31 protein-coding genes are annotated in these 26,196 nt (G+C 60.1%); all 31 read left to right on the forward strand.

Going from position 1 to position 26,196, the window contains the following annotated elements; translation table 11 throughout:
- Positions 1 to 19: 19 nt before the first annotated feature.
- The 31 genes from F561_RS0105590 to F561_RS27095 all read left to right on the forward strand — a co-directional run bounded on the left by F561_RS0105590 (position 20) and on the right by F561_RS27095 (position 26,192).
- Complete coding sequence (locus tag F561_RS0105590) at positions 20 to 745, forward strand: terminase small subunit (RefSeq protein WP_019008967.1); 726 nt, start codon at positions 20 to 22, stop codon at positions 743 to 745.
- Positions 742 to 2,073: a phage terminase large subunit gene (locus F561_RS0105595; RefSeq protein WP_019008968.1), complete on the forward strand. Its 1,332-nt coding sequence runs from the start codon at positions 742 to 744 to the stop codon at positions 2,071 to 2,073. Before F561_RS0105590 ends, F561_RS0105595 begins: the two co-directional genes overlap by 4 nt.
- Before the next feature lie 8 nt (positions 2,074 to 2,081).
- Positions 2,082 to 3,422 (forward strand): hypothetical protein, encoded by a 1,341-nt coding sequence (locus F561_RS0105600; protein WP_019008969.1) that lies wholly within the window; start codon positions 2,082 to 2,084, stop codon positions 3,420 to 3,422.
- Complete coding sequence (locus F561_RS0105605; RefSeq protein WP_019008970.1) at positions 3,419 to 3,646, forward strand: hypothetical protein; 228 nt, start codon at positions 3,419 to 3,421, stop codon at positions 3,644 to 3,646. Before F561_RS0105600 ends, F561_RS0105605 begins: the two co-directional genes overlap by 4 nt.
- Complete coding sequence (locus F561_RS0105610; RefSeq protein WP_019008971.1) at positions 3,639 to 4,049, forward strand: hypothetical protein; 411 nt, start codon at positions 3,639 to 3,641, stop codon at positions 4,047 to 4,049. Before F561_RS0105605 ends, F561_RS0105610 begins: the two co-directional genes overlap by 8 nt.
- Positions 4,046 to 4,819, forward strand: a complete 774-nt coding sequence (locus F561_RS27090) for a phage minor head protein (protein ID WP_019008972.1) — start codon at positions 4,046 to 4,048, stop codon at positions 4,817 to 4,819. Before F561_RS0105610 ends, F561_RS27090 begins: the two co-directional genes overlap by 4 nt.
- Positions 4,816 to 5,133, forward strand: a complete 318-nt coding sequence (locus tag F561_RS30695; RefSeq protein ID WP_483782823.1) for an Acb2/Tad1 domain-containing protein — start codon at positions 4,816 to 4,818, stop codon at positions 5,131 to 5,133. The genes F561_RS27090 and F561_RS30695 overlap by 4 nt, the downstream gene beginning before the upstream one ends.
- Positions 5,134 to 5,148: 15 nt before the next feature.
- Positions 5,149 to 5,649 carry a DUF4355 domain-containing protein gene (locus F561_RS0105625; protein WP_019008974.1) on the forward strand — a complete coding sequence of 167 codons (501 nt, stop codon included), beginning with the start codon at positions 5,149 to 5,151 and terminating at the stop codon, positions 5,647 to 5,649.
- An 11-nt stretch (positions 5,650 to 5,660) separates the two neighbouring features.
- The gene (locus tag F561_RS0105630; RefSeq protein ID WP_019008975.1) at positions 5,661 to 6,677 is read left to right on the forward strand and encodes a hypothetical protein; all 1,017 of its coding nucleotides are present in this window, start codon (positions 5,661 to 5,663) and stop codon (positions 6,675 to 6,677) included.
- Entirely contained in the window at positions 6,677 to 6,850 is a 174-nt protein-coding gene (locus tag F561_RS28680; RefSeq protein ID WP_019008976.1) for a hypothetical protein, read from the forward strand. Before F561_RS0105630 ends, F561_RS28680 begins: the two co-directional genes overlap by 1 nt.
- Before the next feature lie 2 nt (positions 6,851 to 6,852).
- Positions 6,853 to 7,209, forward strand: coding sequence for a hypothetical protein (locus F561_RS0105640; RefSeq protein WP_040379944.1), 357 nt, complete (start codon positions 6,853 to 6,855; stop codon positions 7,207 to 7,209).
- Positions 7,209 to 7,550, forward strand: a complete 342-nt coding sequence (locus tag F561_RS0105645; protein ID WP_019008978.1) for a hypothetical protein — start codon at positions 7,209 to 7,211, stop codon at positions 7,548 to 7,550. The genes F561_RS0105640 and F561_RS0105645 overlap by 1 nt, the downstream gene beginning before the upstream one ends.
- Before the next feature lie 39 nt (positions 7,551 to 7,589).
- Positions 7,590 to 7,874 carry a hypothetical protein gene (locus tag F561_RS0105650; RefSeq protein ID WP_019008979.1) on the forward strand — a complete coding sequence of 95 codons (285 nt, stop codon included), beginning with the start codon at positions 7,590 to 7,592 and terminating at the stop codon, positions 7,872 to 7,874.
- Positions 7,875 to 8,054: a hypothetical protein gene (locus tag F561_RS0105655; protein WP_019008980.1), complete on the forward strand. Its 180-nt coding sequence runs from the start codon at positions 7,875 to 7,877 to the stop codon at positions 8,052 to 8,054.
- Positions 8,055 to 8,056: 2 nt separating this feature from the next.
- On the forward strand, positions 8,057 to 8,338 hold the full coding sequence (locus F561_RS0105660; RefSeq protein WP_019008981.1) for an HK97-gp10 family putative phage morphogenesis protein: 282 nt from the start codon (positions 8,057 to 8,059) through the stop codon (positions 8,336 to 8,338).
- A complete protein-coding gene (locus F561_RS0105665) occupies positions 8,331 to 8,678 on the forward strand; it encodes a hypothetical protein (RefSeq protein ID WP_019008982.1) in 348 nt (115 codons plus the stop codon). The genes F561_RS0105660 and F561_RS0105665 overlap by 8 nt, the downstream gene beginning before the upstream one ends.
- A gap of 9 nt (positions 8,679 to 8,687) precedes the next feature.
- On the forward strand, positions 8,688 to 9,173 hold the full coding sequence (locus tag F561_RS0105670) for a hypothetical protein (RefSeq protein WP_019008983.1): 486 nt from the start codon (positions 8,688 to 8,690) through the stop codon (positions 9,171 to 9,173).
- Entirely contained in the window at positions 9,174 to 9,413 is a 240-nt protein-coding gene (locus tag F561_RS0105675) for a hypothetical protein (protein WP_019008984.1), read from the forward strand.
- The gene (locus tag F561_RS24875) at positions 9,410 to 9,874 is read left to right on the forward strand and encodes a hypothetical protein (RefSeq protein ID WP_019008985.1); all 465 of its coding nucleotides are present in this window, start codon (positions 9,410 to 9,412) and stop codon (positions 9,872 to 9,874) included. Before F561_RS0105675 ends, F561_RS24875 begins: the two co-directional genes overlap by 4 nt.
- A 56-nt stretch (positions 9,875 to 9,930) precedes the next feature.
- Complete coding sequence (locus F561_RS0105685) at positions 9,931 to 10,230, forward strand: hypothetical protein (protein ID WP_157451595.1); 300 nt, start codon at positions 9,931 to 9,933, stop codon at positions 10,228 to 10,230.
- On the forward strand, positions 10,227 to 15,587 hold the full coding sequence (locus F561_RS0105690; RefSeq protein WP_019008987.1) for a phage tail tape measure protein: 5,361 nt from the start codon (positions 10,227 to 10,229) through the stop codon (positions 15,585 to 15,587). Before F561_RS0105685 ends, F561_RS0105690 begins: the two co-directional genes overlap by 4 nt.
- 7 nt (positions 15,588 to 15,594) lie before the next feature.
- Positions 15,595 to 17,184: a hypothetical protein gene (locus F561_RS0105695; protein ID WP_019008988.1), complete on the forward strand. Its 1,590-nt coding sequence runs from the start codon at positions 15,595 to 15,597 to the stop codon at positions 17,182 to 17,184.
- A complete protein-coding gene (locus F561_RS0105700) occupies positions 17,181 to 17,594 on the forward strand; it encodes a hypothetical protein (RefSeq protein ID WP_019008989.1) in 414 nt (137 codons plus the stop codon). The genes F561_RS0105695 and F561_RS0105700 overlap by 4 nt, the downstream gene beginning before the upstream one ends.
- 8 nt (positions 17,595 to 17,602) lie before the next feature.
- Entirely contained in the window at positions 17,603 to 20,290 is a 2,688-nt protein-coding gene (locus F561_RS0105705; RefSeq protein ID WP_019008990.1) for a polysaccharide deacetylase family protein, read from the forward strand.
- Between the two features lie 49 nt (positions 20,291 to 20,339).
- On the forward strand, positions 20,340 to 21,359 hold the full coding sequence (locus tag F561_RS0105710; RefSeq protein ID WP_157451596.1) for a glycosyltransferase family protein: 1,020 nt from the start codon (positions 20,340 to 20,342) through the stop codon (positions 21,357 to 21,359).
- Between the two features lie 101 nt (positions 21,360 to 21,460).
- The gene (locus F561_RS0105715) at positions 21,461 to 21,907 is read left to right on the forward strand and encodes a hypothetical protein (RefSeq protein ID WP_019008992.1); all 447 of its coding nucleotides are present in this window, start codon (positions 21,461 to 21,463) and stop codon (positions 21,905 to 21,907) included.
- Positions 21,904 to 24,303 (forward strand): fibronectin type III domain-containing protein, encoded by a 2,400-nt coding sequence (locus tag F561_RS0105720; protein WP_019008993.1) that lies wholly within the window; start codon positions 21,904 to 21,906, stop codon positions 24,301 to 24,303. Before F561_RS0105715 ends, F561_RS0105720 begins: the two co-directional genes overlap by 4 nt.
- A gap of 67 nt (positions 24,304 to 24,370) precedes the next feature.
- Positions 24,371 to 24,790, forward strand: coding sequence for a hypothetical protein (locus F561_RS0105725; RefSeq protein WP_019008994.1), 420 nt, complete (start codon positions 24,371 to 24,373; stop codon positions 24,788 to 24,790).
- Positions 24,771 to 25,166: a PH domain-containing protein gene (locus F561_RS0105730; RefSeq protein ID WP_019008995.1), complete on the forward strand. Its 396-nt coding sequence runs from the start codon at positions 24,771 to 24,773 to the stop codon at positions 25,164 to 25,166. The genes F561_RS0105725 and F561_RS0105730 overlap by 20 nt, the downstream gene beginning before the upstream one ends.
- The gene (locus tag F561_RS0105735) at positions 25,163 to 25,471 is read left to right on the forward strand and encodes a hypothetical protein (RefSeq protein WP_019008996.1); all 309 of its coding nucleotides are present in this window, start codon (positions 25,163 to 25,165) and stop codon (positions 25,469 to 25,471) included. Before F561_RS0105730 ends, F561_RS0105735 begins: the two co-directional genes overlap by 4 nt.
- Position 25,472: 1 nt before the next feature.
- Positions 25,473 to 26,192, forward strand: coding sequence for a M23 family metallopeptidase (locus F561_RS27095; protein ID WP_019008997.1), 720 nt, complete (start codon positions 25,473 to 25,475; stop codon positions 26,190 to 26,192).
- Positions 26,193 to 26,196 lie beyond the last annotated feature (4 nt).

Consider the following 26,196-nt stretch of genomic DNA (forward strand, 5'->3'; position numbering starts at 1 on the left):
ACCTGGAGGTGACCGCGCAGTGGTACAGCAACTTGACACCCCATCCAAAACTGTTGACGAGCTGGGCGCGGCCCTCAAGCCTCAGCACCGCCTCTTTGTTGAGCACTACTTCGCCGTCAACTTGAACCAAGCTGCAGCCACACGCGCTGCTGGCTATAAAGACCACCGCCAAGGCTGGCGCATCCTGCAACGTCCTGAAGTGCAGACGTATGTGCAGGCCCGCATGAGTGAGTACATGCCCGCCGATGAAGTCATGCAGCGCCTGACCGCACTCGCCCGCACGGGTGGTGACCAGTTCCTCAAAGAAGAGGAATACACCGTGCCGGTCTTCGAGGCCCGCCCCTTGCAGCTGAAGATTGATCACCTGGAAGCCCAAGTGGCTCAGATGCATAGGATTGATCCGGAACTGTTGAAGGGTCAGATCCAGAGAAGGCAAGCTGAGATTGCCGATCTGGAAGTGCAGCTGGCTCTGAATCCAGACGCTACCTATGAGACTCAGACGGGGACTGAGACGCGCCGCCGAGTGGTGCCCTCGCTAGAAGCTGCTGCCGATCATGGCGTGCTGTTCGCTATTGAGTCTGTGGAATACACCCAGCACGGTCTGAAGTTTAAGCGTCAGGACAACGTGCGGGCGCTTGAACTGATCGGTAAGCACCACAAGCTATTCACCGATCGCACTGAGCATTCGGGTCAGGTCGACCTGGGTGTTAAGTACATTGCAGGACTCTCCGAGGATGACTTGTGACCGCTGCGTTGCTGCCAGGTGCTCGTGTTTATTTCCCGCGTGGCTCCGCACTGGACGTGCTGCGCTGCCAGGTCGATGAATTCATGATTGACGGCCCCGCCGGAACCGGCAAGAGCCGAGTCGCCTTGGAGAAGATCAACGCACTGGCCGAGAAATATCCTGGCTGCCGTCTCGCCATCGTCCGGAAGTTTCGAGCAGCCCTGACCGAAACAGCCCTTGTAACCTTCGAGCAGCACGTCAAGCCCCGCTGCAACGTTCGCAACCAGCAGCGCAACGTGCGCCAGTCCTACGTGTACGCGAACAAGTCGGAGATCATCGTGGCTGGCATCGATAACCCGGTCAAGCTGATGAGCGCTGAGTTCGACGCGATCTATGTTCAGGAAGCAACCGAACTCACCCTGAACGATTGGGAGTTCCTGAGCACCCGTCTCCGCAACGGTGTCATCCCGTATCAGCAGCTCTTTGGAGACTGCAACCCTGGGCCGCCCTCGCACTGGCTGAAGAAACGGATGGATGCAGGCCTGACCACGCGTCTGCTGTCCCGCCATGAAGAGAACCCCCGACTCTTCAGCAGCCGGGGCGAGATCACGCCGTTTGGTCAGTCCTATATGGCCCGTCTGGATAAGCTCACCGGGCCTCGCCGGGATCGTCTGAGGTACGGGAAGTGGGCCGCTGCAGAGGGTCTGGTTTTCGACACCTTCGATGAAGCGGTGCATGTGATTGACCCGTTCCCCATTCCGTCTGACTGGCGGCGCTTCCGAAGTATCGACTTCGGGTTCATTCACCCGTTTGTCTGTGGCTGGTGGGCTATCAACCCAGATGGGGCGCTGTACCTGTATCGCGAGCTGTATCGCACCCGGCGCACTGTGCGCGACCATGCTGTCCAGATTGCCGAGTACAGCAAGGGCGAGTGGTATGAGGCCCTGATTACCGATCATGACGCTGAAGACCGCGCCACCCTGGAACAGGAACTGGGTGTGACCACCATGCCTGCCGACAAGCGGGTGAGCAGCGGTATCCAGGCCGTGCAAGACCGACTGGGAGGCCCAGGCACCCCACCCCGGCTGTTCGTGATGCGCGGTGCGCTGATCGAGCAGGATCCGGCATTGATTGACGGTGAGACCGGGCTGGCCGAAGGGCCAACATGCACGGTGGAAGAGATCGATGAGTACGTGTGGGAGAAACAGAAGGGCAAAGATGGCGAAATGCTTAAAGAGCGCCCAGTCAAGAAGGGCGATGACGGGATGGACATGCTGCGCTACGCCGTGATGTACGCAGATTCGACTGAGCACGCCAGCATTGGCGCAGGCAGCCTGGACGGCTGGTAGGGGGGCACATGGACACAACTAATCCGTATCCCCTCTCGAAGGGCGATCTTGAATACGCCACGCGGGCGCAGCTGCTGGAGAGCGAAGCCCGCGACGTTCTTTCCAACCGCCTGGCGGCCCAGCTCACCCTGTTGTTTCCTCAGGCCCCGGCTGAATTCCTGCCCAGCAATGGGCATTTCTCCAATGAGTTGGGACGTGGGGCAGGTGAGATTGCCGACGCGGTGAGTGCGGCCAGCATCAACTGGACCACCGATAGCGCTGATGATGCGGGCGTAGACAGCATCTTCACCTCTGAATTGGTGCGCCTGTTGGCGGTCGATGCGCTGGTCACGGCCAAACTGGCGCTGTTTCCCCGGATCAATGAAGCGGGCCAGTTGGAAGTCGAGGCATTGACCGGCTACCTGTACCCGATCTTCAGCCCGACCAACGCGCTGAAAGTGGTGGCCGTGCTCCAAGTCTTGCCGGTGGCGGCTGGGGATGAGACTCAATATCAGGTCAGACGCTACAGCGCTGGCCTGTTGGAGATTTTCCCAACGGTCAAGGACTGGAAAGACTATGCCGCTGGGGAGCCGACACCCTATCCCCAGGCCCATGCTCAGGGGCGTCTGCCGCTGGCCTTCCTGGTCATCCGGCGTGACGCCCACCGGCAACCGTTTGGGCTGGTGCCTGAATGCCTGCCTGCTTTCCGGCGCTATGCCAAAACCGCTGTGAACCGGAACGCGGTGCAGGAGAACGCAGGCTGGCCGGAGCGCGTGGTCAAGAGCGACATGTACCGGGATCTGCTGCTGGGCAAGGTGCAGGGCGTGATCAAGGCGATGGCCGACGCTGCGCTGAACGCCTTGAAGAAAGTCGGACCGCGCCAGTTGAAGATCATCGGTACCAATGACACTTATGAGGTTCAGGATGGCGTAGACCTCGCCCCGCACATGGCCGCCGAGACCTCGGATAAGCAGGCGCTGCTGGATCTGTTGCGGAGTCCTGACCTGTCAGGCGGCAACCTGTCCGGTGTGGCCCTCGCAGAGCGTCAGACCAAGGCGCGGGCGTTGATTCGTGATCTGTGCAATGCGATTGCTGGACTAGTGACCGACACCTGCAAACTGGCTTCTGGACTGCCGGGGGCGAATGTGCCTGAGGATCTGGTGGCCAGCCTGACGCCTCGCTGGGCGATGGATAACACTCAGCGGATCAGTGAGGTGGGTGACCTGTTCAGCAAGGCGGTGCTGCCCAAGTCGGTGGCGCTCCAGGAGCTTCAGACGGCGGGATTTAACTCGATCACTGACGAGATGATTCAGGCCGCTGCCGCTGCTGAAGCCGCTGACCTGATACCTGATCTGGGAGGTGGCATATGAGCAAGCCGCGTAAACGCTGCGAGCGGTGCCGCTTCTGGACTGAAGATCCGCCGTACAACGAAGGGTTCTGCAGCCAGCTCACCAAGGGCAGTCCTACTGAGAGTGGGTACGGCGATGACCACACGTTGCTGCTGGTGCGCGAGGGCAATGACCAGGCCGAGTGGGGCCGGATGCTGACCCCTAGCGAGTTCGGCTGTGTGCTCTGGGAGGCGAGGCATGATTGATCCTGACTTTGCTGCCCGTGTGGCGCAGCGTGCTTATGCCAGCGCTTGGGGATTTTTCCAACCTTCGCCCGAATGGTTGATGGAACCGATAGAGGCCAAAGAGCTTCCCAGTGAGGACGGCACTGGAGAAGCGGTGCTGTGGTTCCGAATCGATTACTTACGGGCCAAGGTGGTCTATGACCCTGCCCGTCACGATGATGGGGCGCACCTGTGGCGGAACATGGGCCATGAGGTTGCCCATCTGCTGCTGATGGAGTACGACGCGATCCAGCAGGGCATGAAGGGTACCCAGGAACGCGCCATGACACACGCCAATGAACGGGCGGTGACTCGTCTGGACCGTCTGTTTATGCGTGAGCGGCCCTATCCCGGAGATGAGGCATTTGCGGGGCCAGCTCCATGAATCCCGAACTTGCTGCCATTGCCCGCCGTCTGGAACGCGAGGGCAAGCGCCTGGAAGCGCGGGCACTGCGTTCGGTGGCCGCTGCTTATAGCAATCTCTCGCTGGCTGACCTGATTGCTCTGGTCGGCGCAGTGAGTGAGCGCCCTTCAGCCATCGCCCGCATTGCTGGGGCCAATCAACTGATGGATGCCTTTGACCGTGCGGTGGCCGTGACTCAGCAGGCTCCTGATGATCTGCTGCTGCATCTGCGCGGGTCTGTGGTGGATGGCATCGGAGCGTTTGCCGAGATGCTGACAGTTCAGCGGGCGGCCCCAGCAGTGATCGATGCGTTCCGGGTGCGCCCAGATGCTGAGATCAGTTATACGCGGCACGCTGCGGAGCGCCTGGCGCGGTACTGGGGCACTGAGCAGGAACGGCTGCGGCAAGAAGTGCAGTCGGCCCTGCTGGAAGGCCTGGAGCGGGGTCAGAGCGTCCAGCAGATCCAGGCCCGGCTGAGAGAGCGGGTGCAGGTCAGCCGAAGTCGGGCGGGCACCATCGTTCGCAATGAGCTGGGCAACGCTTCAGCCTTCGCTCAGCGCGAGAGTCAGCAGGACGCGGGCATTACCCAGTACATCTGGCACACGGCTGGAGATGACCGGGTGCGTCCAGAACACCGCGCCAGGAATGGCAAAACCTTCTCGTGGGATGATCCGCCCGCCGACGGGCATCCCGGCCAGCCGATCATGTGCAGGTGTGTGGCACTGGCCGTTCTTCCGGAGGAATTCAGATGACGAGTCCAAAACATCCTTTCGAGTACCAGCCGCCTACGCCTGAGCAGGTCCAGCAAATTGAAACTGTACGGGCAGCTCTGAAGCAAGCGCATGACACGGTACTCAGTACCTTGCCGCCCAGCCGTGAACGCTCCCTAGCAGTCACCAAGCTGGAACACCAAGCTGGAAGAGGCCAGCATGTGGGCGAACAAAGCCATCGTTTTCAACTGATTCACCGACACCTGACTGCCGAACTTCGCCGCCCTTTCCGGGGCGCTTTTTTGTGGCCCACCCATCGGCCTTGTAGGTGGGGGCACCGGGGTACGCGCCCCTAACAGCGGAGGCCCACCATGAACGACGACACCCAGACTCAGACCACCGAGACCGAAACCCCCACCACGTCCACCCAGACGGAAACTCAGGGCACCACGTTCACCCAAGCCGACGTTGACCGCATTGTGGCCGAGCGACTTGCCCGTGACCGGAAGCAGCAGCAGGAAGCCTCCAAAGCCGAGGCCGCGAAAGCTGCCCTCAGTGCTGAAGAACGCGTCAAGGCCGAGAAGGAAGAGGCTGAACGTGAACGCGACGAGGCCCGCAAAGAAGCCCGCGAGGCTCGGTACCGCGCCGATCTGAAAGGTGAAGTGGTGGACGTGAATGCCGCCCTGAAACTGATCAATGACGAAAAACACGTCAAGGACGGCGCTGTTGACGTGAAGGCCCTGCTCAAAGATTTCCCGTTTCTCGCCCCAGCCCGTACCACCACGCCCGGCGCGGGTGGCGTGCAGGGAACCGATGCACCCGACACCAGCACCCTTGCTGGCGCGATGGCTGCTGACGGCATCAAGTTCTAAGGAGTATTCATATGGCTCTAGGTAATGAAATTTTCGGACGCCCCGCCCTGCTCGACATCCAAGGCCGCGTGCAGAGCAACACCAGCACTTACGTCGCCACCGCCATCCTGCGGGCCAGTGCCCTGCTGCAACTGCTGACCTTTGACACCACCCGTGACCTCACCAAGGTCTACAAGCGTCAGCAACTGGCCCGCGTCGGACAGCTGCGCGGTCTGAACACCGATTACGCGCCCAAGTTCGCCGGCGGCGAAACGCAGATCACCACCAACCTCGCCATTCTGGGCGATGCCTACGAGTGGGACCGGGTGCTGGGTGCAGTCGATCCGGCCCAGATCGATGCCCAGATCGAAGCGATGGCCCCCGGCATCGGCAACCGGTACAGCGACCTGCTGGTGAACGGCAGCCGTACCGCCAACGGCTTGGAATTCGACGGCCTGAGCGTGCTGGCCGAAGCCATCGGCGGCAACAGCGTCGTGACCGGGCTGGATCTGACCATCAGCGACACCGGCAATAACTTGGTGTTTCGTCGCAACTACGCCAAGCTGACCAAGGCAATTCGTCAGATGGTGGCGCTGGGCCTCAAGCCTGTCGTGATCGGCAACACCGATGTTCAGAACGCGATTGATCTCGCCGGTGAACTGGTGGCGGCCAACACCATCAGCGACTATTTCAACCGTCAGCAGGTCACGACCATCGCGGGCGCGGCCATGATCGATTCGGGGATGGCGAACATCTACGGCACGCCCACGACGGTCAACGGGCGTCAGGTGTACCCCGTGGAACAGCGTGAAGTCATCCCCTCCGACACCACCAGCGGTGTGGTCACCGACATCTACGTGGTCGGCATCGGCGTCGGCGGCGTGACGGGCCTGACTCTGGACGGCTTCGACGCTCGCAGCCCCGTGCGCTTCTCGACCGCTCGCACTGATGCTGGTGCAGTCCGCCGCGCCGAAATGGAAATCGTGGCCGGTGCGGCAGTCGTCGATGAACGCGCCGTGGTGAAGTTCAGCGACGCCAAGGTCGGCTAATGGCTGCCAGCAAAGCGTCCGTTGCGGCGCGAGTTGGGTCTATTGCTAACCGCAATGTGGCGGCCTACACGCCGCCGACCGCGCCCGCCAACATCACCCACGCTGCGATTGCCAAGGCTGAGGTCAAAACCCTCAGCCCTGTGCATCCCCTCGGCACTGTTAAGGAGGCCTGATCGTGAGTAAGGCATCTGAAGCGGCCCGCGCCCGCATGATCACCGACGTGCCGCGTGTGCCCACCATTCAGCCTGTCCAGGCCGTGAACCGGGCCAAGCAGGAGGTAGGGGTTCCCACTGCGCCCACCGATCCACAAAGCCCCAACGGGGTGGCCGAGGTCAACGGGCAGCCTGTAGCAGGCCAGGACACGCCCAGTAGGCCTCTGCCTGAAGGGTTGACTCCTGCGGCCCGCGCTGCCCTGGAAGGCGCAGGTCTGACCACGCTGGAATTGGCCCTGGCCAAGACTGACGCGGAGCTGGATGCGATTCCCCAGATCGGTGAAGCCACCATTACCGCGCTCCGGGCTGCGGGGCAGTAATGGAGCGGGCCGCTGCTTTGGGCGTGCTGGAGCGCTATGCCCCTGAGCTGAGCGAACCGGCACGGGGTGCCCTGCTGGATGAACAGAGCGTCACGCGCCGGGTCGGTGGCCAAGACCAGGTGCTGCTCGATCCATATGCCGCAGCGGTGGCCCATCTGATGAACCCGGCCACCGTGAAGGCCCGCACCGAAGGCTCAGTCAGTGAGACCTACATCGACCCAGAGAAGGTGGCCGCTTACCTGCAAGGGGAAAGTCTCCGGCTGCGCGAGTGCTGGCCAGCTGCAGACGTGTCCAGCACGACCACCGACTTCGACTACACCATCACCGTGCTGGGTTGGTAGGCCGTGCCACGCGGCAAGTTGAAGCCAGTGTCAGAAGAAGTGGCACAACTTCTGACTGAAGCCGTCGGCACACCCGACGCGCTGGGGCAGCGGCTCAAAAGCTGGATTCCCAATGCTGGAATCATCGTCGGCGTCCAACCCTTGGGCGCAGAAGAGCAGGAACGCATGGGGTTGACGGCTGGGGTCGAACGTCTGCGCGTGCAGCTGCCACCCACCCAACTGTTTCAAGTGGGAGGGCGGCTGCGACTGCGAGGCCGTGACTGGAAAGCCGTCCGGGTCGAAGCGTGGTCAAGTTACACGCTCGCTGTGTGTGAGGGGGTTTAAGTGGAACAGTACCGAGTCAAGAAGCGGTTCACAGACCGCAATACAGGGGAGACCCATCAACGGGGTGATCTGATCCGGGTCACAGACGAACGCGCCCAGGAACTCCAGGAGGCGGGCCACCTGCCTGCCACGCCTGTCAAAGAGTCAGACGCCCCGGCAGAGCCTGAACCTGAGGCCTGAGCATGGGCACCTTCCGTGCTCAGCACATTCGGGTTGCGGTCATACAACTGGCTGAGCAGCGAGCGGCAGTGAAAGCCCAGCAACTCCGGAACGAAATGGTGCTGCTGGCTCCTGTCGATACCGGACGCCTGCGCCAGAGCATCAACGTGCAGAAGATTGGCAAAGGGCATTACCGCGTGGGCACCAACGTGAACTACGCGCCGTTCGTCGAATTCGGCACCCGCTACATGCGGGCGCAACCGTTCATGCGACCTGCCATAGAGAAGGTGTTCCCAAATGGCTGATCTGGCGAGCACCATCATCGCGGCGAGGGTGGCCCTGCTGAAGGCTTTCCCTCCAGGAGTGGGACCACCCATCTTCCTGGAGCGTGATCCTGATCCGCCGGGTGAGCAGGCAGAGGCAATCATCTTGCAGCCCGTCTCCGACACTGCGCTGCCTGCTTATGGTCTCAGGCCCACCACCAAATTGATTCAGGTCACCTGCTACGCGCCGACGTTGCTGCGTGCCCTGTCTCTGACCACTGAGGTTACGGCTGCACTGCGACCTCTCGGCCTCCGCTTCATTCAATCCCGGCCCGCGCCTGATCCTGAGTTTACGGGTCAGGTCAGCGACTACCGGGCGTAGGAGAATCACATGGCCCTCGATACCATTACCGGTGAAACCAGCAAATTCCGATTCGTGGTGCTGACTGCGCCGACCCTGGTGCGGCCCACCGATTTCACCACGGCAGCCAAAGAACTGCCTGAACTGACGACCAGCGACATGCCTGCCACGGTCAGCACCAAAACTGACCCAGTCTCCAAGATGTATGGTTCTCCCGCTGCGGGCGACGGCGTGACGTGGGCCAAGCCCAAGCCGGATCAGGCCAGCTGGACGGCCAGCCTGAGCGGCAACGTTCAGCCTACGGATGCCGAACGCGCCAACATGGAAGCGTTGCGGGCAGCCCTGGGGAAATACATCTGGCTCGAACAGACCATGAACGAAGACACCACCAATGAAGGTGGCTGCGCCCTCGTGACCAGCCGGGGTAAACCCGTCGGCGCGGATGCGGTGGTCACGTTCAGCATCGGCCTGACGGGTTACGGCCCCAATTTCCTCGACACTGGCGCGATTGCCTAAATGGAGTTGATCGCCACGACTCGCCCTGAGCCGGTGGCCTTTGCCTATGGAGCGTCCCTCAAACAAGAGGGGCGCTTCTTGCAGTGTGGCTGGTTGCTGGTCAAGAAGGGCAACACCCGGAAAACGCTGATCCTGCGTGATCCGGACACCAAACAGAGATACCGCGTCAAGTTGCCCAAAGCTGCCGTCGGCAACAGCCGCAACTTGCGATTTTCAAAAGAACCCCTGGAGGTTGTATGAAGCCACTTGACATCACGGGTACGCAGACCAAGATGCTGCGCCTACCGGTCACCGACGATACCCGCGAGGCGCTTGCTGAACAGGGGATTGCTGCACCTGAATTCATCGTCCTGCATCTGCGCGAGGCCACTTTCCGGGAACGTGAGAAGTTCAACCAGATGCAGCAGACCAAGAACACCACAGATACGCAATACATGGAGTGGCTGGGCAGCCTGATCACGCGGCGCACCGCTGAGCCTCTTGACCCTGTGGTGGTGGCGGAATTTGTGCGGGATCTGCATCCCACCCAGATCGCTCAGTTGACCTACGCCTACATCAGTGGGGAGGCCATTGAAGACCCAAAAGCGCAGGAAGCGCTGGCACAGGTGGTGAAGAACCAGACGATGACGATGGCGATGCCAGTGCTGACCGCCTTAGCGAGCGTCGCACCCTTGCCCTTCTCGCCCACCTCTACGGCGTAAGACCGTGGGAAGTTGAGCTTCTGAAGCCTGCCCAGTTGGAAGCGCTGACCTCACAGATGGGCTTTGTCCGGTACCAGCGGGACTTGCCTGCCATGAACTACCACTTCGGCAAGCTGGGCGCAGCGGGTTGGAAGGCTCTGGTGGAACCGGATGACACCCCCGCCGATCCTTATCAGGAGCGGGCGCGGAACATCTGGTTTGCCGGGTATGACCTGCCTGAGCTGAAGGCCCGCAAGGTCAGCAAAGGTGTGAGGCGCGATTTCAAGCGGGCGCTGAAGAAAAAGCGCGTGCCCAATTGGGTGCTCAATCTGATCTCGGCAGACGAATTCAAGCAACTGGGAGGTGACGAGAAATGACGAGCGGCGGCGGAATAGGCGGGCAGGTTGATGTGGCGTATGTAGATGTCATCGCCCGGACAGACGAGCAGAGCCTGCGCCAGATGGAAGCGGCTGTCGAACAGGCCGGGGCCACTGCTGGCGAGAAGGGTGGCAGTGGCCTGAAAGGGGCGCTGTCAGGCGCAATTGCGGGGCTGCCGGGGTTGGCTGTGGCTGCCGCTGCGGCGATAGGAACGGCGCTGGTGAGTGGCTTAGCGGCCAGCGTGGGCATCGCGCAGCAGGTTAATCAGGGCATCCTGGATCTGCAAGCCAGTCTGGGCGTGACGGCTGAGGAAGCCAAGGGGCTGGGCGAGGTTGCCAAGCGCGTCTTCGGCAACAACTGGGGCGGCGACCTGGCCGAAGCTCAGCAGGCTGTGGCGAACGTCCGGAAGGAAATCAAGGGGCTATCAGATACCGACCTGCAAGCGGTCACCGAAGGGTCTCTGGCGATTGCTGAACGGTTCGAGGAAGATCAGAGCAAAGTTGCTGCGGCTGTTCAGGCCTTGATGAAAGCGACGGGGCAGAGCGCTCAAGAGTCACTGGATTTCATTTCGGCTGGCTTCCAGAAGGGTCTCAACAGCAGTGGAGACTTCCTCGATACGCTCCAGGAATATTCTCCACAATTCGAGAAGGCCAAAATTACAGGGGATGCCCTGTTCAGCCTGTTGGAAACGGGTGCAGCAAAAGGCGCACTGGGGACTGACAAGATTGCCGACGCCTTCAAAGAATTCGGGTTGACCCTGATCGATGTCAGTGATGACAGCAAAGGCGTGTATGCCGAGCTGGGCCTGAATCAGCAAAAGCTGGTGGATCAGGTGAATGCAGGCAGCCTCACGCAGGCACAGGCATTCCAGATGGTCACCGATAAATTGAAAGGGGTGCAGGGAGTTGCAGACCGCACCCGGATCGCTTCGGCCATCTTCGGTGGTGCAGGCGAGGATTTCGGCCCCGGCCTCACCCAGCTCGACATCACGAAAACCAAAATCAGTGACCTGAAGGGCGCAACCGATACGGTCAAGAATGCGACCAATACGCTGCAAGGCACCTTCCAGACCGCGTGGCGTCAGGTGCAGTTGGCCCTCGAACCGGCTGGGCAGGAACTGCTGAAACTGGTCAACGATGTGATGCCCGCTGTCTCGGCTGGCCTGAACAGACTTGGCCCCATCGTGACCAGCGTGGTGCGCTTCTTGGTCGATGGCTTCCGCCAGGGCCGTGAGACCGCTGAGCAGTTCGCACCGCAGTTCAATCAGGCTCTGAATGCGGTCCAGCCGGTAGTGTTGGCTCTGGGCAGCCTGTTCGTAACCACCTTCAACCTGATTAAGACGCTCTGGGAAACCGTGCTGCGGCCTGCCTTCACGGCCATCCTGCCCATCGTCAGCACGGTGTTCGGCGGGATTGCTAGCGTGGTGGGAACGACCATCACCACCGTCACCAACATCGTGAATGCAGTCTCTGCGCTCTTGCGCGGCGACTGGTCTAAAGCATGGGAATTTCTGGCCGGGGCTGTGGTGGGGGCGCTGGCCGGGGTGGAGAAGTACCTGACCGACTTCCTGCCCAAGATTCTGAAGCTGGGCGGCGATCTGGCAACCCAGTTGATTGCTGGGATGCAGAAAGGGCTGGACGGGCTACAAGCCATGATCCTGAGTGCGCTCGCCAAGGCATTGACGACCTTGGGCGATAACTTGCCCCCGATCTTGCAGCCATTGGCTCAGAAGCTGGCACAGGCCGCGCAGGATGCCGCCGACGCCAATGTGGCCCCTGCTGTGACCTTGCGCCGCTTGCCTGTGCAAGGGCCACAGACAGGGGATGTAGCTGGCCCTACATCAGACACCAACAGTAGCGAGTATCAGAGCGCCGTGGCCCTGCAAGCCTTACGTGCCACAGGCTTAAAGACGGCTGATGACGTGGTGAATTTCTGCGCCCAATGGGTGCGCCTGACGCTGGGCAAGGCAGATGAGCGCATCGCCCCCCTGATCAACAAGCTTTTTCAGACGGACGCCAATGGGGACGGCGATATCGAAGCGCGTGACGCCGCTCTCAACGTCAAGAAGGCCGGACTGCTGCGGGAGTACACCGGGCCAGACGACCTGAAACCGGGTGACACAGTTTTTTATACGTCCAACGGGCAAAACCATGTGGGGATCTTCATCGGTGGCCGACTGGTCAGAGGAAACAATGCCGTCACCTATGAACAGAACGGCGGACAATTTGACCGGAATGGTAATCCCATCAGCAAGGGCGTCAACCCTGTAGGGAACGTCGATATCGATACGCTGGGCAAGGTATCTGGCATTCTGCGGGCCAATGACCTGGCGCTGCTGGCCAAGCTGCCTGATCGCAGTGGCGCTACTCCCCAGCCATCCCCATCGGGAACCGCTACCTATGGCACGGCTGCGGGTGCAGGGGCAGGGGTCAACATCACCGTGCCGCTGCCCACTGCCGCTGAGCAGAAGGAATACAACTTCAAGCTGGCTGATTACCTGAAGTATCAGAAGGACGTGTTGGCGCTGGCAGGCGAACTCCAGAAGGCAGAAGAGGCCCACAACACTGAGCTGGCCCAGAGAGTCCAGGAACGCATCGACCTCTACATAGGCGAGAACGATGCCAAGCGTGGGGCCGTTGAATTTGCCAAAAAGGTACTGGCCGACCGGGCTGCCCTGGAAGATGCGGCCAATAAGAAAGAAGAGGAAACCACCCTTCAACGGGAACAGCGTGTGGCACGTGAGCAGGCCGCTCAAGCCAAGCTGACCGCCGATATTCGCAAGGCCAGCAGTACGCGCCTGGACGCCATCATTTCGGCAGGCGTCAAGCAGGAAGGCGACCTGGCCCGAATCAATGCTGCAGCCTCTGAGCTGGAGCGCCGCGGGGCACTCTCGGAACAGGCGGCAGCCAAGGCGAAAGCAGCCCGTGAGCAAGATGACAAAGAGGCCGAGGCGCGGGCCAAGTTGGTGGCCAGCAACCGGATTGCCGCAGATCGGGCACTGGCTGCGGGTCAGATTGCTCTGGCTCAGAACAAGGCCAGTGCGGTCATTGGTGCCTATGATCGTGAGATTGCAGCCGCTGGTGACAGCGCAGAAGGGAAGCTGGCAGTAGAGAAGAGGCTGGGCACTGACGTGCTGGCCGCACGCAACCTGCTGGCCAAGACCACGGCAGAGGCGGAAGTGAACCGCCTGAAAATTGAACGCAATGCAGCTGTCAATGCTGATGGCCTGACCCTGAAAGAGAGGCAAGGCCTGTGGGTGCAGTACGGGCAGAAAATTCAGCAGGTCAATGACAGCCTGACCACCACTATCAGCCGCAATGCTGAAGACAGCACCCAGAAGCTGCTGGGCATCCAGATTGCTGCGGGTGCGGCTGCCAGCGCCATCAATGACCAGCAGATTGCTGCGGCCAATGCCCAATTCAAGAATTTAGAAGCCACGGCAGACTTTGCCCAGCGTCAGATATTTGGGCAGGATGATGAAGGGCTGCTACGCTCTTTGCGGGCAGCCACAGGCTTCAGCATCTTGCAGATCAGGTATGACGTAGAAGGGGCACTGGCAGAAGCCAGACGGCTGGCCCCGCAGACTGCGGGTGTGATAGAGCGAGTCTACTCAGAGCAGCTGGCCCACAGGCGGGAAGTGGGGGCAGCAGAGAGGGCAGAAGCCGCAGAGACTGCCAAATTTGAGCAAGAAACCTATGCCAGCACACGGCAATTCCTGCTTGACACGCTGGGTGCCCGCAGTGAAGAGGGGCTTCTACGGGTCTATGACCAAGCAGTGGCCACCAGAGACACTGATCTGATTGCTGCAACCCTGGCAGAGATAGAGAAGCGGATACTGGCCAGCAATGCACGCCTGAATCTGGGTCTGATTGCTCAGAGTGAAGCCAGTGCCCGTGCCATTGCCGAGATTGCCCAAGGTGAACGCGACTCTGAAGCGGAGGCCGCCCAGCGTGCCAGCAACCCCACCAGCTTCTTCATGGGCATGCTGGGTGAGCTGAAAGAGCAAGGCTTAGACCCGCGCAAGTCAGGCTTCACACAGGTGCTTGAAGACTGGATCGACCTGGGGGGCCCAGCAGGTAAGGCTGCCCAGGTCTTCAAAGACAACCTAAACAGCATCCTGGTATTGATGGGCTTTGTTCGGGAAGAAGTGGACATGGGGCTGGAAGGCATCAAACCCAACCCTGCCCGCACGCCGGGGGGCTTTACTCCTCTGGTCTACGAAGACACTCCAGTGGACGCGATAGGAGCGCGTCCGAAACTGACCCCAGAGCAGCAAGCAGCCGCGGCTAAAGCGGCGCTGCCTGTTGACCCACGTATCGCAGCCGATCTTGGTAAGGCCTGGGACGATATGCGGAAGAAGCTGCAAGATTCGGCCTTCCTGACTGAGACTGCCGTTCGTCTGAAGGGACTGGACGATCAGCAGTTGGCCAACGCGAAATCTGCCGCCTTCGCTTCCAAAAACGTTGCTGAGTACACCGCTGTCCTGACCGAAGAATCACGGCGGGCCGCAGCAGCCACCCAACTGAATGCCGACAGTAACAAGCTGCTGGCCGACGGTCAGGCTGATCTGACTGGCATGCTGTACAAGAGCGTCCCAGCCTATGAAGCCCGCGCCCGCGCTCTGGAAGCTCAGGCTGAACTCGATAAAAAGAATGCAGCGGCCCTGCGCGAGTTAGCAGCGGCCCTGCGCGACGTGGGCAAGGCCAAAGAAGAAGAGGGAAAGATCAGCTTTGGCAAGTCTTTCCAGGCGGGCTTCGCTTCTGGCGATCAGAAAGCCTCAGATGCCGTCATGAATGTGGCGTCCAGCTTCGGCCAGCTGCTGAACCCACTGAACCTGTTCGCTGAAATCTTGAACAAGATCAACCCCATCGGGATGATCCTGGAAGGCGTCTTCAGTGTGCTGGCCGAACCGATCAAGGCGATTCAGGAGCCGCTGAAGATCATCGGTACCCTGATCGGCAGCGTGCTGGCTCCGATCCTCGAACTGTTCGCACCGATCCTGAGTGCCGTAGTGAACATCATGGTGGCCGTGTATGACGTGCTGGCAGGCATCGTCAAGACCGTGACCTTTGGGTTCGTCAACATCGATAGACGACCTCTGACAGAGACCACGCCTACGCGCACCAATACCACTCCCACCACACCCACCACCAGTACCAACAGCAGCGTGACGATCCCGACCTCACAGGTGACCGTCATGGCCACCCCTGAATTCGTGGGTGTCTTCGGGGGGCACGTCGACCGCTTCGGCGGATACATCAACACCCTCGTGACTGAAGGCGTGCTGGTCCGCACTGAAACCATATCGGCCTCCCAGAGTGCAGGTTTAACCGCTTTCGACCTTTCTACCCCTTAGGAGACCCATGAGGCTGCTGCTGTTGCTTTTGTTGTTCCTGACTGCTTGTACCCGTTCGGCCCTGCCCAGTGCAGGGCCATTCACTTACCGCACCACCCAAGGGGGAGCGCCGTTGACCTGGAACTTGAACATCTGGCCTCCAAACAAGAGTGGCCCGCCCAAGCAACTCACCCACCTCGCACCGGGGGGCCTGGAGGGTGGATTCCGTTGGCAACTGGCCAACAACGGCAACACGGTGCAGCTGGAGTTCACAGGCCGGAACGATCAGATGACTCTGCCTCCCCGTGCCGTGATCAGCTTGGAGGTAGACGGCAACCCTGCTTATTACGGCATCGTTCCTGATCCGCCCAGTGGAGACAGCCCAGACGCTGAAGGGGTCCAGGTGGCGGGCGGTGAGGAAGCGCTGCGCCTGACGCTGATGGACGGCAAGGTCTACCGGGATATGGGCGTGTATCAGATTGCCCGCGACATTCTGAGTCGCCTGTGCCCACCTTCGCTGACCTACCTGCCCTCGCTGATTGGCGATGGTTCCGGGACTGACATTGGCCCCAGCCTCGGCACCTACTACGCGCCCACCAGCACGCTGCAAGAAGTGCTGGTCAGTCTCGCCAAATCTGCGGGGAAAACGTGGGGTGTGGATGCTCAGGGCCGCGTGTTCCTCGGCATTCCTCAGACCGCTGCGCTGAATGTGGCTTACGCTGGGCAGCCCTGGCGCAGGCTACAAGTCCAGGGCCGGGAGACGGTCACACAGGCCGTCCTGCGCGTGGCGACGAGTCAGGCCGTAGAAGGGGTTTCTGACCCCTACGTGACCTACTCACCAGCGGGTGTGCCCAAGACCATTACGGCCATCGCGACTGATGCAAACCATTCTCTTTACCGCGCTCAGAAAGCCTTCGAGCCACCTGAGGGCGTGGGGCTTCTCTTGGCCCAGCTGCCTGCTCTGGGTACTCCAGCGGGCGGCAATTATGTTGACCCGGCTGGCGCGATGGATACCGATCCTGGAACATGGAGCGAGATCACACTCGGCCCCAGCCAACTTGGTGTCGAAGTAGCCAGTGCCGTTGGGCGTCCTGTTGGTGTTGAGCTGCTGTACAGCTTGCCTGAAGTTGCCGACATGCCGGACACTTTCAGGCTGCTGGTGCAAACCGGTACGGGAGCCATACTGCTGGCGAGTCTCCCCACCACCTCGGATGTCCGGACAGCACGGGTCATCTTGCCGCCCGATGCAAATACGGGAGACACCTGGACGGCCAAAGTGCTGGCTGGCGCTAATGCGGCGTTCAGTGTGGGCACACCGGGAGTGTTGCGGGTCTATATGGTGCGCTTTCTGTTTGTGGATGAGGCGCGGGCCAACACTGTGGCCGCCAGCTTCCTCCAGACGCCCTTCGCTTCACCCACCGAAATCACGCTCAACTACCTCGCCCCACCCACCGAGACGGTCAGCATCACCGGCAGTCCAGACGGTACCGTGACCGGCCCCACCGGCCTGTTTGAGTATGAGCACACCCCAGCCAACGTGCGAACCACCAAAGTCAGACTGGGCAGCACGGGCAGCAATGAGCTGGTGAGGGCCCTGCGTTGGGCGGTGCGGCAATGAATGAAGAACCCACACCGTTTGTGGTGCGGCTGGCAGATGGTGCGCCGCAGGTTCTCAAACGCGGCTATCCCCGTGAACGGGCACTGGAGTATGCCGAGCGCCTGGGCCGTGCGGTGGAAAGCAATGTGGCCCAACTGTTCGGTGACGGCCTCCGGAATCCAGTGCCGCTGGACATCGATCACTACATCGAAGGCGAGAGTCGTTTACACGCGGCCCGGATGCTGGGCGAGTACGAACTCGATCTGGTTAGTGCCAGCGCCCTGGAGTTCGGTGACCTGACCTTTCCGCTGCTGCGGGCGCGGGTGGTGGCTCGCTCGCCTACCGATACCGGGTTTAGGGTTACCACTCGGTTTTTCTCGGCCCAGCATGAATTCACTGATGGCACTGGCGTGGCCGTGCCACTTATCTAGGAGGCTCCATGCCCAATATCAATGCACCAGTTACGGGCATTCCAGCCGCCGCCGTGGTTGACATCATTTTGCGCTACCCCTTGCAGCAGTTGGATGCTCAGGGATTGCCTGCGCCGGAATATCACATCCGGTCTACTGATGGCGGAGCGACTTATGTGGACTTGGCCACCAACGCCCTTCCTGATGTCCCTGCCAGTGGCCCTTCTAATCCTTACCCAACCGATCCTGTCGAAGTGCAGTTGACAGTGACCCATGCTGGGCGCAGCCGCACCAACACCATGTATGTGCTGCCCGTGCAAATAGACGGTGTATTCAATCTCAGTAAACCAATTACACCAGTGGGATGGATTACCCCCACCACTTTGGGTGACATCATTGCCAGCCTTGAAGCAGGGACAACTGACCTGTTGGGGTTAAGAGCGGATGTAGAAGCAGGACTGGTGGATCTGAGTGCAGGACTCGCCGCTGTCCCGGAAGCACTGGCCGATATCACGCAGAGCACGACCTTGAGCACCCTGACCCGAAACATGATCATTGAGGCCAGTGCACAAAACGCCATGCCCAGTGTGCAAAACGAATCTGATTTGGCGGGATCGAACATCACTCAATTGACAGATACGATGGTGCGTTCTACAGGTGAGATCTGGCGCAAAGGTGTGGATACCATCTGGCGCAAGCAGGCACCGGGATTGATCGGGCCACAGGCCGTCACCAACAGCGTGGGCAGTGGCAATATTGACCCCGGCGTGAGCCTTGTCGTTGACTTTGAGACTGATACTGGGATCACCCTCTTTCCGGGAGCCACCATCGACACCACGCGGGCTTTTCACGGCACGCGTAGCGTCAAGCTCACAGTAGGCACGACTGGCAGCTCCCGCGTGCGCTTCAGCATGCCCACCAAAGCCGACTGGAGCAACCATGCGCTGAGACTGCGCCTGTGGACAGATGACGCCAATGCCCCTGCGTTCAACAACATCACCATGCGCTGTATTGGTGCGGGCTTGAGAATTTTTGACCATCAACACGGTGCTAAACCTTTGCCAGGGCGCTGGACAAGCTACACCTTTCTGGCGGCGTATGGTGCAGCTTCCAACGTGACACCCGCGAATATGGCGGCTGTCGATTACATCGAGATCGAATTGAATTACGCAGCGGCGGCTGTCCCTTCAGGCGGTTCGGTCTGGATTGACTGGGTCGAAGCCTATGAGCAGCCCGAAATGCCGATGGCTGTGATCATCAGTGACGACGCCAACGACGACAGTTACACCACCATGATTCCCTATATGGAACAGTTCGGGATGCGGCTGAGCATCCCCACTATCAGCAGCTACACCGACTCTGGCATTGGAGCCAATGGGCCGACCATGACCTGGGATCAACTGTTGGAAGTGCAGGGGCGCGGGCATGAAGTGACCTGCCACAGCCGCCTGCACATGAACCTGAAATCAGCCCTGACCACACAGGACTACCCGTTGAGTCTGATCGCCGATGAGATGACCGGCGGACGGGCGGATCTCATGCGTCGGGGCATCGCACTCAGCGGCCTAAACCACTGGGTCTATCCCGGTGGCGGTGAAACACCTGATACGTATGACTATGTCAAACGGCATTTCAAATCAGCGAGGCTGGTGGGTGGGAGTTCCGTGGTGGCGGCCCGTGGTCAGGATATGCACCGCCTCAGCTCGGCTTACGTCTTGAACAATGCGCCTGCCAGTTCCATCCTCAACCTGATTCAGCGGGTCAGCAAATACGGGGGGGTCATGCTGATTACCTTCCACCGCGTGCTGCCTGATGGGGTAACTCCTCAAAAAGTCGAAGACGTGAATTTCACGTACTTCAAGGGCATCATCGACGCACTGATGACGAACGATGTGCCAGTGGTAACGATGGAAGAATTTGTCAGCGGTTCCTATCAAAAAGTCTTAAATGGGCGTTACCGAGACCGTCTGACCGGAGACCACCGACGAACGAGTGTCCGCAACGGGGTCATGGTGACCGACTATGTGCCGCCTGTAGTAATACCCGGTACAAATCCCGTTCTGGTGATGCCTGCTGGAGCCGCCGCCGCCTATGATTTTCGGCCCGGTTCCAGCGCCACCGAACTCACGGACATCAGCGGTAATTTTCGGCACGGCGTGGTGCCTGCCGCGTTTCAGTGGCGGGATGCCCCGCAGCGGATCATCGCTACCGATGCCACCAAGCAGGTTGACTTGCCCCTGACCTTTCAGCTGGGAGGGCAGGCTGAATTTACGATTGCGGCGATGGTCTATATCAGTGACCGCACGGCGACCCGCACCATCTATCAAGAGAACACCGCCACCGTCACCAATAAAGTCCTGTTACGGGTTAGTTCTAGCGGGAATCCCGGCATGGTACTCAAGGACGATGCCAACGCAAGTTCCACTTATGATCACGGTCTCGTGGTGCCACAGGGCGCGTGGACGCTGCTGGTGATGAGCGTGAGTGCAGCCAATGCCCGCGTGACGTGTTGGGTCAGAGGCGGTGTGACGGGCAAAAATATCTACCCCAAAGGCGGTCAGACGGTCATCACGCCTGGCCCAGCGGCTCCAAATGCCCGGAAGCTCATCCCGGCGACGGGAATCGAAATCGGCTTACACCGTACCTATCTGCGGGAGTTCACCGATGCTGAAGTGGACGCGATGTGGGCCGTCGTCAAGGCTCAATACGGGTACTGAGTCGGAAAGCACAACACTGAAAAAGAAATCCGCTTGTATGCTGCCAGGAATGAAACTCTTTTATGTGCCCAACGAGGCTATTGAGGGCGATCAACTTGGTCCACATACCGTCTTCAAGCGCATGGTGGCTCAAGGAGAACTGAGCGACTATCAGGCATACCCACTTAATCTCCGTATTGAGCAGCTCGGCTTGGAAACTGCACAGGCGCAGATTCTGGCCCAAATTCAGCAACAGCAACCCGACCTCATCGTAATCTCTAAGTTTACCGTACCCCACCAGGTCAAAGGCATGGTGAAAGCGTGGCGTCAGGCGGCCCCCGGCTCGTTTATTGCCTACCATGATGGTGACCCCTACGGGTTGTTGCTCGTACGTCTGCCAGGGTCTGCCAAAGACGTGATTCGTGAGGTAGATGCCGTCTTCACAGTGGGTCTTGGGCAGCAACGGGAACTGTTTCAGTTCTTAGGAGCACGACGTGTGGAATACACGCCCAGTTGGACAGATACCATTCGTTTTGGGCACGACACATCCACAACCAAAGAGTGTGACGTGGTGCTGTTCGGGCGGTATTCTCAGATCAGACGACTGAAGATTCCTTTCCCCGGCGCGGCCCAACGGCTGCAGTTGGTGCGTCTGCTTCAGAAAGAGTACGGCGAAGGAATGCGGGTGTATGGGGGCGGCTACCCGGAGGACGTGAAGACGTTCGGTGTCGTGCCTTACGCCGAACAGGAGCGGGAAAATCGCAAAGCCCGCGTCACCGTAAGCTGGAATCACTTCCCAAAGACGCCTTACTACTACTCAGATCGCCTACCCATTGCACTGATCTCAGGTATGCCGCATGTGACCAATGCCTTTCCAGGCCACGCGCAGGTGTTCGCTGATTGCCCAGGCGTGTACTTTGCCCAGACGCCTGCAGAAGCACAGCGCATCATCAAAGAATTGCTTCAGAAGTCTGATGCAGAGTTGGCCGCAGAAGGCGAGGGGGCACGTCAATGGGTCTTTAAGAACCTGACGGCTGATGTGGTTATGCCCCGAGTTATCCGAAGAATGATTCAGTTACGTTCGGCCTGAGTCCACACAGAGTCGGCTGATTGTCAGGCCGCAAACACAAGATTTTTCTTGCCCCCGCAGTTCAGCGGGGGTTCGTCTTTCTCCCTTCCTGTGAGGTGAACATGGCTATTCTTCCCAAAGTCCTGACGGACTTCTGGCGGTACCGGGGCAGCATTCTCGGTACCGCCACCAGTGCCGATCCCACCAAGGCGATGCCTGTCAGTAGCAGCAACCCGCTGCCGGTTACACTGGTCGGCGCAACTACCATCACCTCCAATCAGACGATTACCGTCGCAGGCCAGGAAGCCACTTCCGTTCAGACCCGCCAGGTGCTCAGCGTGGGGGCTGCCGAGGTCGGCCTGACCATTCCTGCGAATGCCAACCGCGCCCTAGTCACTGTCACCGCTGGTGTGGCTCAGATGGGTTTCGGAGATGCGCCCACCGCGCCGGAATACGCGGTCAAGGAAGGCTTGCAATTATCTGGTGCTCAGTTGCCCGCCTTACGATTGATCCGCAGTGGCAGCAGCAACGCAACGGTCAGAATTGATTATTGGAGGGAAGGCGCATGACCTTAAAAATCTTTCGCCGTCCACCTGTTTCGCTACCTCTCGCCGTGCCCGTCTTCGGCCCGCCTGCCAACTTGACAGCAGTGGCCACAGTACCGGGCAACGTGCTGAACTGGGACTCGGTACCCGGTGCCCGGTACTGTGTCTTTCGGCGCAGCGCCACGGACCGCGACGATCCTCAGAACCTGAACAATCCGTGGGCCTGGGAACGCCTTACGGCTGAACCTATCGGCACCCTGACCTACACAGACAAATACGCCCGCGAGTTGGAGTTCTACGAGTACCGCGTCTTTGCAGTGAACTTCCTGGGGTCGTGGTCAACTCCTACCGTCGCCAGCGTCACGACAGCCAAATGGGCGCCGCAGAATCACCTCTGCCACTGGACTGAAGACGTAACACAGGGCGGATTCCTTGGGTGGTTTTTTGCGGGTGCGGCCGGGCAGGGGTCAGCAAGTGGGAGTGCGGGCAATCAGACCGTCACCTTTACGGCAGCGAGTCAGCACCTCTCCATTTACGTCCCTTGCTACACCTTAATAGGGAGGACATACACCTATTACTACCGGATGCAGGGGACTGCGGGGCAGACCATTGCGTTCCATACGGTTGATGATGAGAACTCAGGCAGCCCCCCGGATTATGTTCATACCTTTACGGGTGGGGTTGATGACATCGTGTTCACGTCAACGTTTACCACCAGTGGGCGGCGTATGCGTGTGGGGTTCAATACCTATACCCAGAATGACGGGGCGCTCGCTATGACTGCCCGCGTGGTGAACTTCAAGAGAATGCGGGTTGCGGCGGGAAACATTGCCTCTGCCACCATGATTGCCGGGTATGAGAAGACAGAGGGGCCGGGTACAACCTGGTGTGAACCACTTCAGATCAACACCCAGCACGTCACAGGCAGCAACCCGCTGACGGTCAGCAGCTGGCACCGCTCACTGGAAAGCCTGTGCTTGCAGACCTTCCGCATACAGGTCACGAATCAGATCAACTTTGTGGGCGCACGCTCGATCAGCCGGGGCCACCACATCACAGGGTCGGTTGCCAATGTCAAGTTTACCGCGACCAACACCCGTTTCTATGGTTTGAACCCTAAAGCGGCCAGTAAGTTTTTCGGGCGCGTCTGCACAGGTTCTTTCGATCTGGCAAACATCACCCAGTGCTATGCGGAGCGTACCTCTGGCGTGCATCTGGCTGGGTTTACCGGACGTGGTGCAGGGGCCATCAAGCTCACTCGAAGCCTTTTCAGGGACATTGATGGGCGATACGTCAATGCAGACGGTTCGTACATCCGTTCCAGTTGGGGCAGTGCCAGCGGCGCACCGGGGGGCACGGTCTTGGGCTGGGAAAGCGTGCAGATGATCTACATCTACAAGCTGCACAATGCCAACGCGCCCACGGTGTTTGTGCTTCCCTATGAGATTCCCGGCGTGGAGGTCTCCTACAACGAGTGCGTGAACCGTCCTGGCTTCAGTCGGCATGAGGACTTGATCAACTTTGACAACATGGTGGGTACAGAAGATTCCCCCGTGTTGGTGCATCACAATCGACTGTGGACCAGCGGACCGTGGGACATGTACCATCACGCAGCCTGGGCTGCTGGAACAACGCCTGCACCCTACAAATACGACAGCATTGTTGGAGACGCACCAGGCGGACCGGGTAGCCCTGGTGGGTTCAGTGGCACAGCCATTCTGCCGTCTGACCTGTTCGCGTTTGACCGCACATACATCTTCAAGAACAATAATTTCATTGAGATTTACTCGAATCTTGCCATTGGTGTTTCTGCGATTATCTCGCTTCAGGCCGGCCGCAACCAATCCATCCGCTCCAACAAAATCATTTCCAGCGGGCAGATGATGAGTGGGCTGGCAGCAGCGACCCAGAACCGCAAGGCGGGTGTCCAAATCACCCATTATGCTGTGGAGAACGGCAGCAATCCCCGCGCCTTTACGGATTACATGGCCATTGTCAATTTCGCCAAAGATGGAACGGCAGCGTCCAGTGGGGCGACCACCATCAGCGTGACCGCTTTGCCCAGTGCCCTACCCAACGGGGCCATGATCCATTTCAACAATGGCGCGTGGGCCTTGCTGACCTCAGCAGCAGCCAGTGGCGCGACCAGCCTCAGCACTACGGGTCTCTCCAAAGCGGTGCCCGCCAATGAGCCGTGCCGGGGCGGGATGGGGGAAGTGGTTTGGGTGAATATGGAAGCCGCCGACAACGACCTGCGGGTAAGCGGCTCGAACGCCAAGTCTTGGACGGACGCCACCCGTCAGCGTCCCAGTACGGCTAGCAGTGCAGGAGTCACGCCTGAGGAAGAGTGGGCGGAGCTTGGGCGCTGGCAACAAGAAGCCGCCCGCGCAGGCATGAGCACTGGCCCGATCACCGCTTAGGCTTTCCCCTCTCCACCCGCCCACGCCCTCGGCTGCTGGGCGGTTCTTCTTGGCCGATTGGAGGCCCATGCCTGAGAAACAAATCATCCCCGCGCTGGTCCCTGCCTTGCTTGCAGCGGGTCTCGCGGGCGTCATGCAGATCAGCGTCGTCCTAGTCCTCGCGATGAAGATGCGCCCCCTGCAATATCTCGGCGCGTTCTTCCTCAGCACGATCACCGGCGGCGGCCTGACGGTCCTACTTCAAGAACAAGCCCACTGGAGTCCCTTCCTGGCCGGTGTCTTTGGTGCGTTCTCTGGAGCGCTGCCCGCCATCATCGTGCCGCTGATCATCATGCGCCTGACCTTCAAGCGCCTCGGTATCGAAGGAACTGATCTCACGCAACTGTTCAACGTCATCCGGGGCATGCAAACCGATGGCCTCGCCCCAACACAGGTCGCCAAGCCTGAACCCAAGGAGGTGGAAGAGGATGGATCTGTTGACCGTTAAAGAGTGGTGGACGGCCTTCGTCGCAGGGCCAGAGGTGCTCTTCGGCATGCGAATGGCGAGCGCCGGGATTCTGGCGCTCTACAGCTGCCTGTGCTGGTGGGAAGTCTTCAGCCCGCCAGAACGCCGCTTAGACCGGCCCGCGTGGGAGCGGAGCGTGTGGCACCTTCTGCGCGTGGGTTTGGGCATCGCGTGCCTGGGTTTCTTCCTCTACTTCCTGTTTGCAGGGAATCTGGAGCGTGACCGAGTAGGGACGCCCACCCGTTTGATCTGGGGCAATTTTGCCGTCTCGCTGTTCTTCTGGATCCTGAGTCTGATCGGGGTCATGCGCCGGGTCGAATCCTGGCGTAGGCGGGCGGCGAGAGGAGAGGCGCTGTGAAGCACGCCCTGTTGCTGTTGGCGGCTGGACTGATCGTGCCTGCCCCCTTGGTTGATCTCCCAGCGTCGCTGTACACCACCACGATCACGGTCCGCCTGGCTGACCCGGTCGACCGGCGCGTGTTCGGCCTGGGCGTGAAGCCGGAACAGTTCTATTTCTCGTTTAAAACCGTCTACCGCATTCGTGGGGAGCTGGTGCGCCCCGCTGAGTTCTGGCGCGTGCCTCTCAGAGGCCGCGTGCTGCAAGTCAAAGCCGTTCGGAATGCGGGGTTTTGGTTTGCCACTGCGGCCAACGTGAAGGAGTGAGATGACGAATACCAGTGCTTTCTGGCCCACGCTCGATACCCCAACCACCCGCTACACCGTGCAACCGGGGTGCGGGTTTTTAGATGCCGCCTACTACGCTGCTCGTCATGCAGTTCACCCGGCCATCGACCTGAACGCGGTGACTGGCAGTGACACCGACCTGGGCGATCCTGTCGAAGCTGCTGACTCGGGCCGCGTGGTGGCCGTCATGTGGGATTCCTACATCGGCGGCATCGTGGAAATTCGGCACGAGGACGGCAGCACTTCCGGCTACTGGCACCTGCGCGATATTCACGTCAAGTTGGGCGAAGAGGTCAAGGGTGGTGACCTGGTCGGGCAGATCGGCAAGGGCGCGAAGCTGGACATGGCCGCGCACCTGCACTTCTACGTCAAGAAGGCAGGCGTGAACCTGCCTGCCAACTACTGGCCCAGCACGCACCTCAAAAACCGGACAGCCTGCGAAGCATTTGTTCGAGAGAACTACCACCATCCCGAGGAATGGCTGAAGGCTCGCGGGGCAAAACGGCGCATTGAAGATCTCCAGGCTGTGCGGGGTTCGCCCATCCGGGTACTGATCAACGACCTGGAGATCACGGGGCAGCTGGTACAGCGTCCCGACAGCGGCGTGACGGTAGACGCGCGGACGGAAACCGTGCGCGTGTACGTGAACAGCCGTGAGCCTGTACCCAGCATCTCTATTCCAGCGTTACCCCTGAACTAAGGCC

It is taken from the genome of Deinococcus aquatilis DSM 23025 (assembly GCF_000378445.1).
Taxonomy (GTDB): Bacteria; Deinococcota; Deinococci; order Deinococcales; family Deinococcaceae; genus Deinococcus; species Deinococcus aquatilis.

What these genes read in the sequence shown, in the direction of transcription:
- F561_RS0105600 (WP_019008969.1), top strand. Translation starts at nt 2,082, where the DNA reads ATGGACACAACTAATCCGTATCCCCTCTCGAAGGGCGATCTTGAATAC.
- F561_RS0105605 (WP_019008970.1), top strand. Translation starts at nt 3,419, where the DNA reads ATGAGCAAGCCGCGTAAACGCTGCGAGCGGTGCCGCTTCTGGACTGAA.
- F561_RS0105610 (WP_019008971.1), top strand. Translation starts at nt 3,639, where the DNA reads ATGATTGATCCTGACTTTGCTGCCCGTGTGGCGCAGCGTGCTTATGCC.
- F561_RS27090 (WP_019008972.1), top strand. Translation starts at nt 4,046, where the DNA reads ATGAATCCCGAACTTGCTGCCATTGCCCGCCGTCTGGAACGCGAGGGC.
- F561_RS30695 (WP_483782823.1), top strand. Translation starts at nt 4,816, where the DNA reads ATGACGAGTCCAAAACATCCTTTCGAGTACCAGCCGCCTACGCCTGAG.
- F561_RS0105625 (WP_019008974.1), top strand. Translation starts at nt 5,149, where the DNA reads ATGAACGACGACACCCAGACTCAGACCACCGAGACCGAAACCCCCACC.
- F561_RS0105630 (WP_019008975.1), top strand. Translation starts at nt 5,661, where the DNA reads ATGGCTCTAGGTAATGAAATTTTCGGACGCCCCGCCCTGCTCGACATC.
- F561_RS28680 (WP_019008976.1), top strand. Translation starts at nt 6,677, where the DNA reads ATGGCTGCCAGCAAAGCGTCCGTTGCGGCGCGAGTTGGGTCTATTGCT.
- F561_RS0105645 (WP_019008978.1), top strand. Translation starts at nt 7,209, where the DNA reads ATGGAGCGGGCCGCTGCTTTGGGCGTGCTGGAGCGCTATGCCCCTGAG.
- F561_RS0105660 (WP_019008981.1), top strand. Translation starts at nt 8,057, where the DNA reads ATGGGCACCTTCCGTGCTCAGCACATTCGGGTTGCGGTCATACAACTG.
- F561_RS0105665 (WP_019008982.1), top strand. Translation starts at nt 8,331, where the DNA reads ATGGCTGATCTGGCGAGCACCATCATCGCGGCGAGGGTGGCCCTGCTG.
- F561_RS0105670 (WP_019008983.1), top strand. Translation starts at nt 8,688, where the DNA reads ATGGCCCTCGATACCATTACCGGTGAAACCAGCAAATTCCGATTCGTG.
- F561_RS0105675 (WP_019008984.1), top strand. Translation starts at nt 9,174, where the DNA reads ATGGAGTTGATCGCCACGACTCGCCCTGAGCCGGTGGCCTTTGCCTAT.
- F561_RS24875 (WP_019008985.1), top strand. Translation starts at nt 9,410, where the DNA reads ATGAAGCCACTTGACATCACGGGTACGCAGACCAAGATGCTGCGCCTA.
- F561_RS0105685 (WP_157451595.1), top strand. Translation starts at nt 9,931, where the DNA reads ATGGGCTTTGTCCGGTACCAGCGGGACTTGCCTGCCATGAACTACCAC.
- F561_RS0105690 (WP_019008987.1), top strand. Translation starts at nt 10,227, where the DNA reads ATGACGAGCGGCGGCGGAATAGGCGGGCAGGTTGATGTGGCGTATGTA.
- F561_RS0105695 (WP_019008988.1), top strand. Translation starts at nt 15,595, where the DNA reads ATGAGGCTGCTGCTGTTGCTTTTGTTGTTCCTGACTGCTTGTACCCGT.
- F561_RS0105700 (WP_019008989.1), top strand. Translation starts at nt 17,181, where the DNA reads ATGAATGAAGAACCCACACCGTTTGTGGTGCGGCTGGCAGATGGTGCG.
- F561_RS0105705 (WP_019008990.1), top strand. Translation starts at nt 17,603, where the DNA reads ATGCCCAATATCAATGCACCAGTTACGGGCATTCCAGCCGCCGCCGTG.
- F561_RS0105710 (WP_157451596.1), top strand. Translation starts at nt 20,340, where the DNA reads ATGAAACTCTTTTATGTGCCCAACGAGGCTATTGAGGGCGATCAACTT.
- F561_RS0105715 (WP_019008992.1), top strand. Translation starts at nt 21,461, where the DNA reads ATGGCTATTCTTCCCAAAGTCCTGACGGACTTCTGGCGGTACCGGGGC.
- F561_RS0105720 (WP_019008993.1), top strand. Translation starts at nt 21,904, where the DNA reads ATGACCTTAAAAATCTTTCGCCGTCCACCTGTTTCGCTACCTCTCGCC.
- F561_RS0105725 (WP_019008994.1), top strand. Translation starts at nt 24,371, where the DNA reads ATGCCTGAGAAACAAATCATCCCCGCGCTGGTCCCTGCCTTGCTTGCA.
- F561_RS0105730 (WP_019008995.1), top strand. Translation starts at nt 24,771, where the DNA reads ATGGATCTGTTGACCGTTAAAGAGTGGTGGACGGCCTTCGTCGCAGGG.
- F561_RS27095 (WP_019008997.1), top strand. Translation starts at nt 25,473, where the DNA reads ATGACGAATACCAGTGCTTTCTGGCCCACGCTCGATACCCCAACCACC.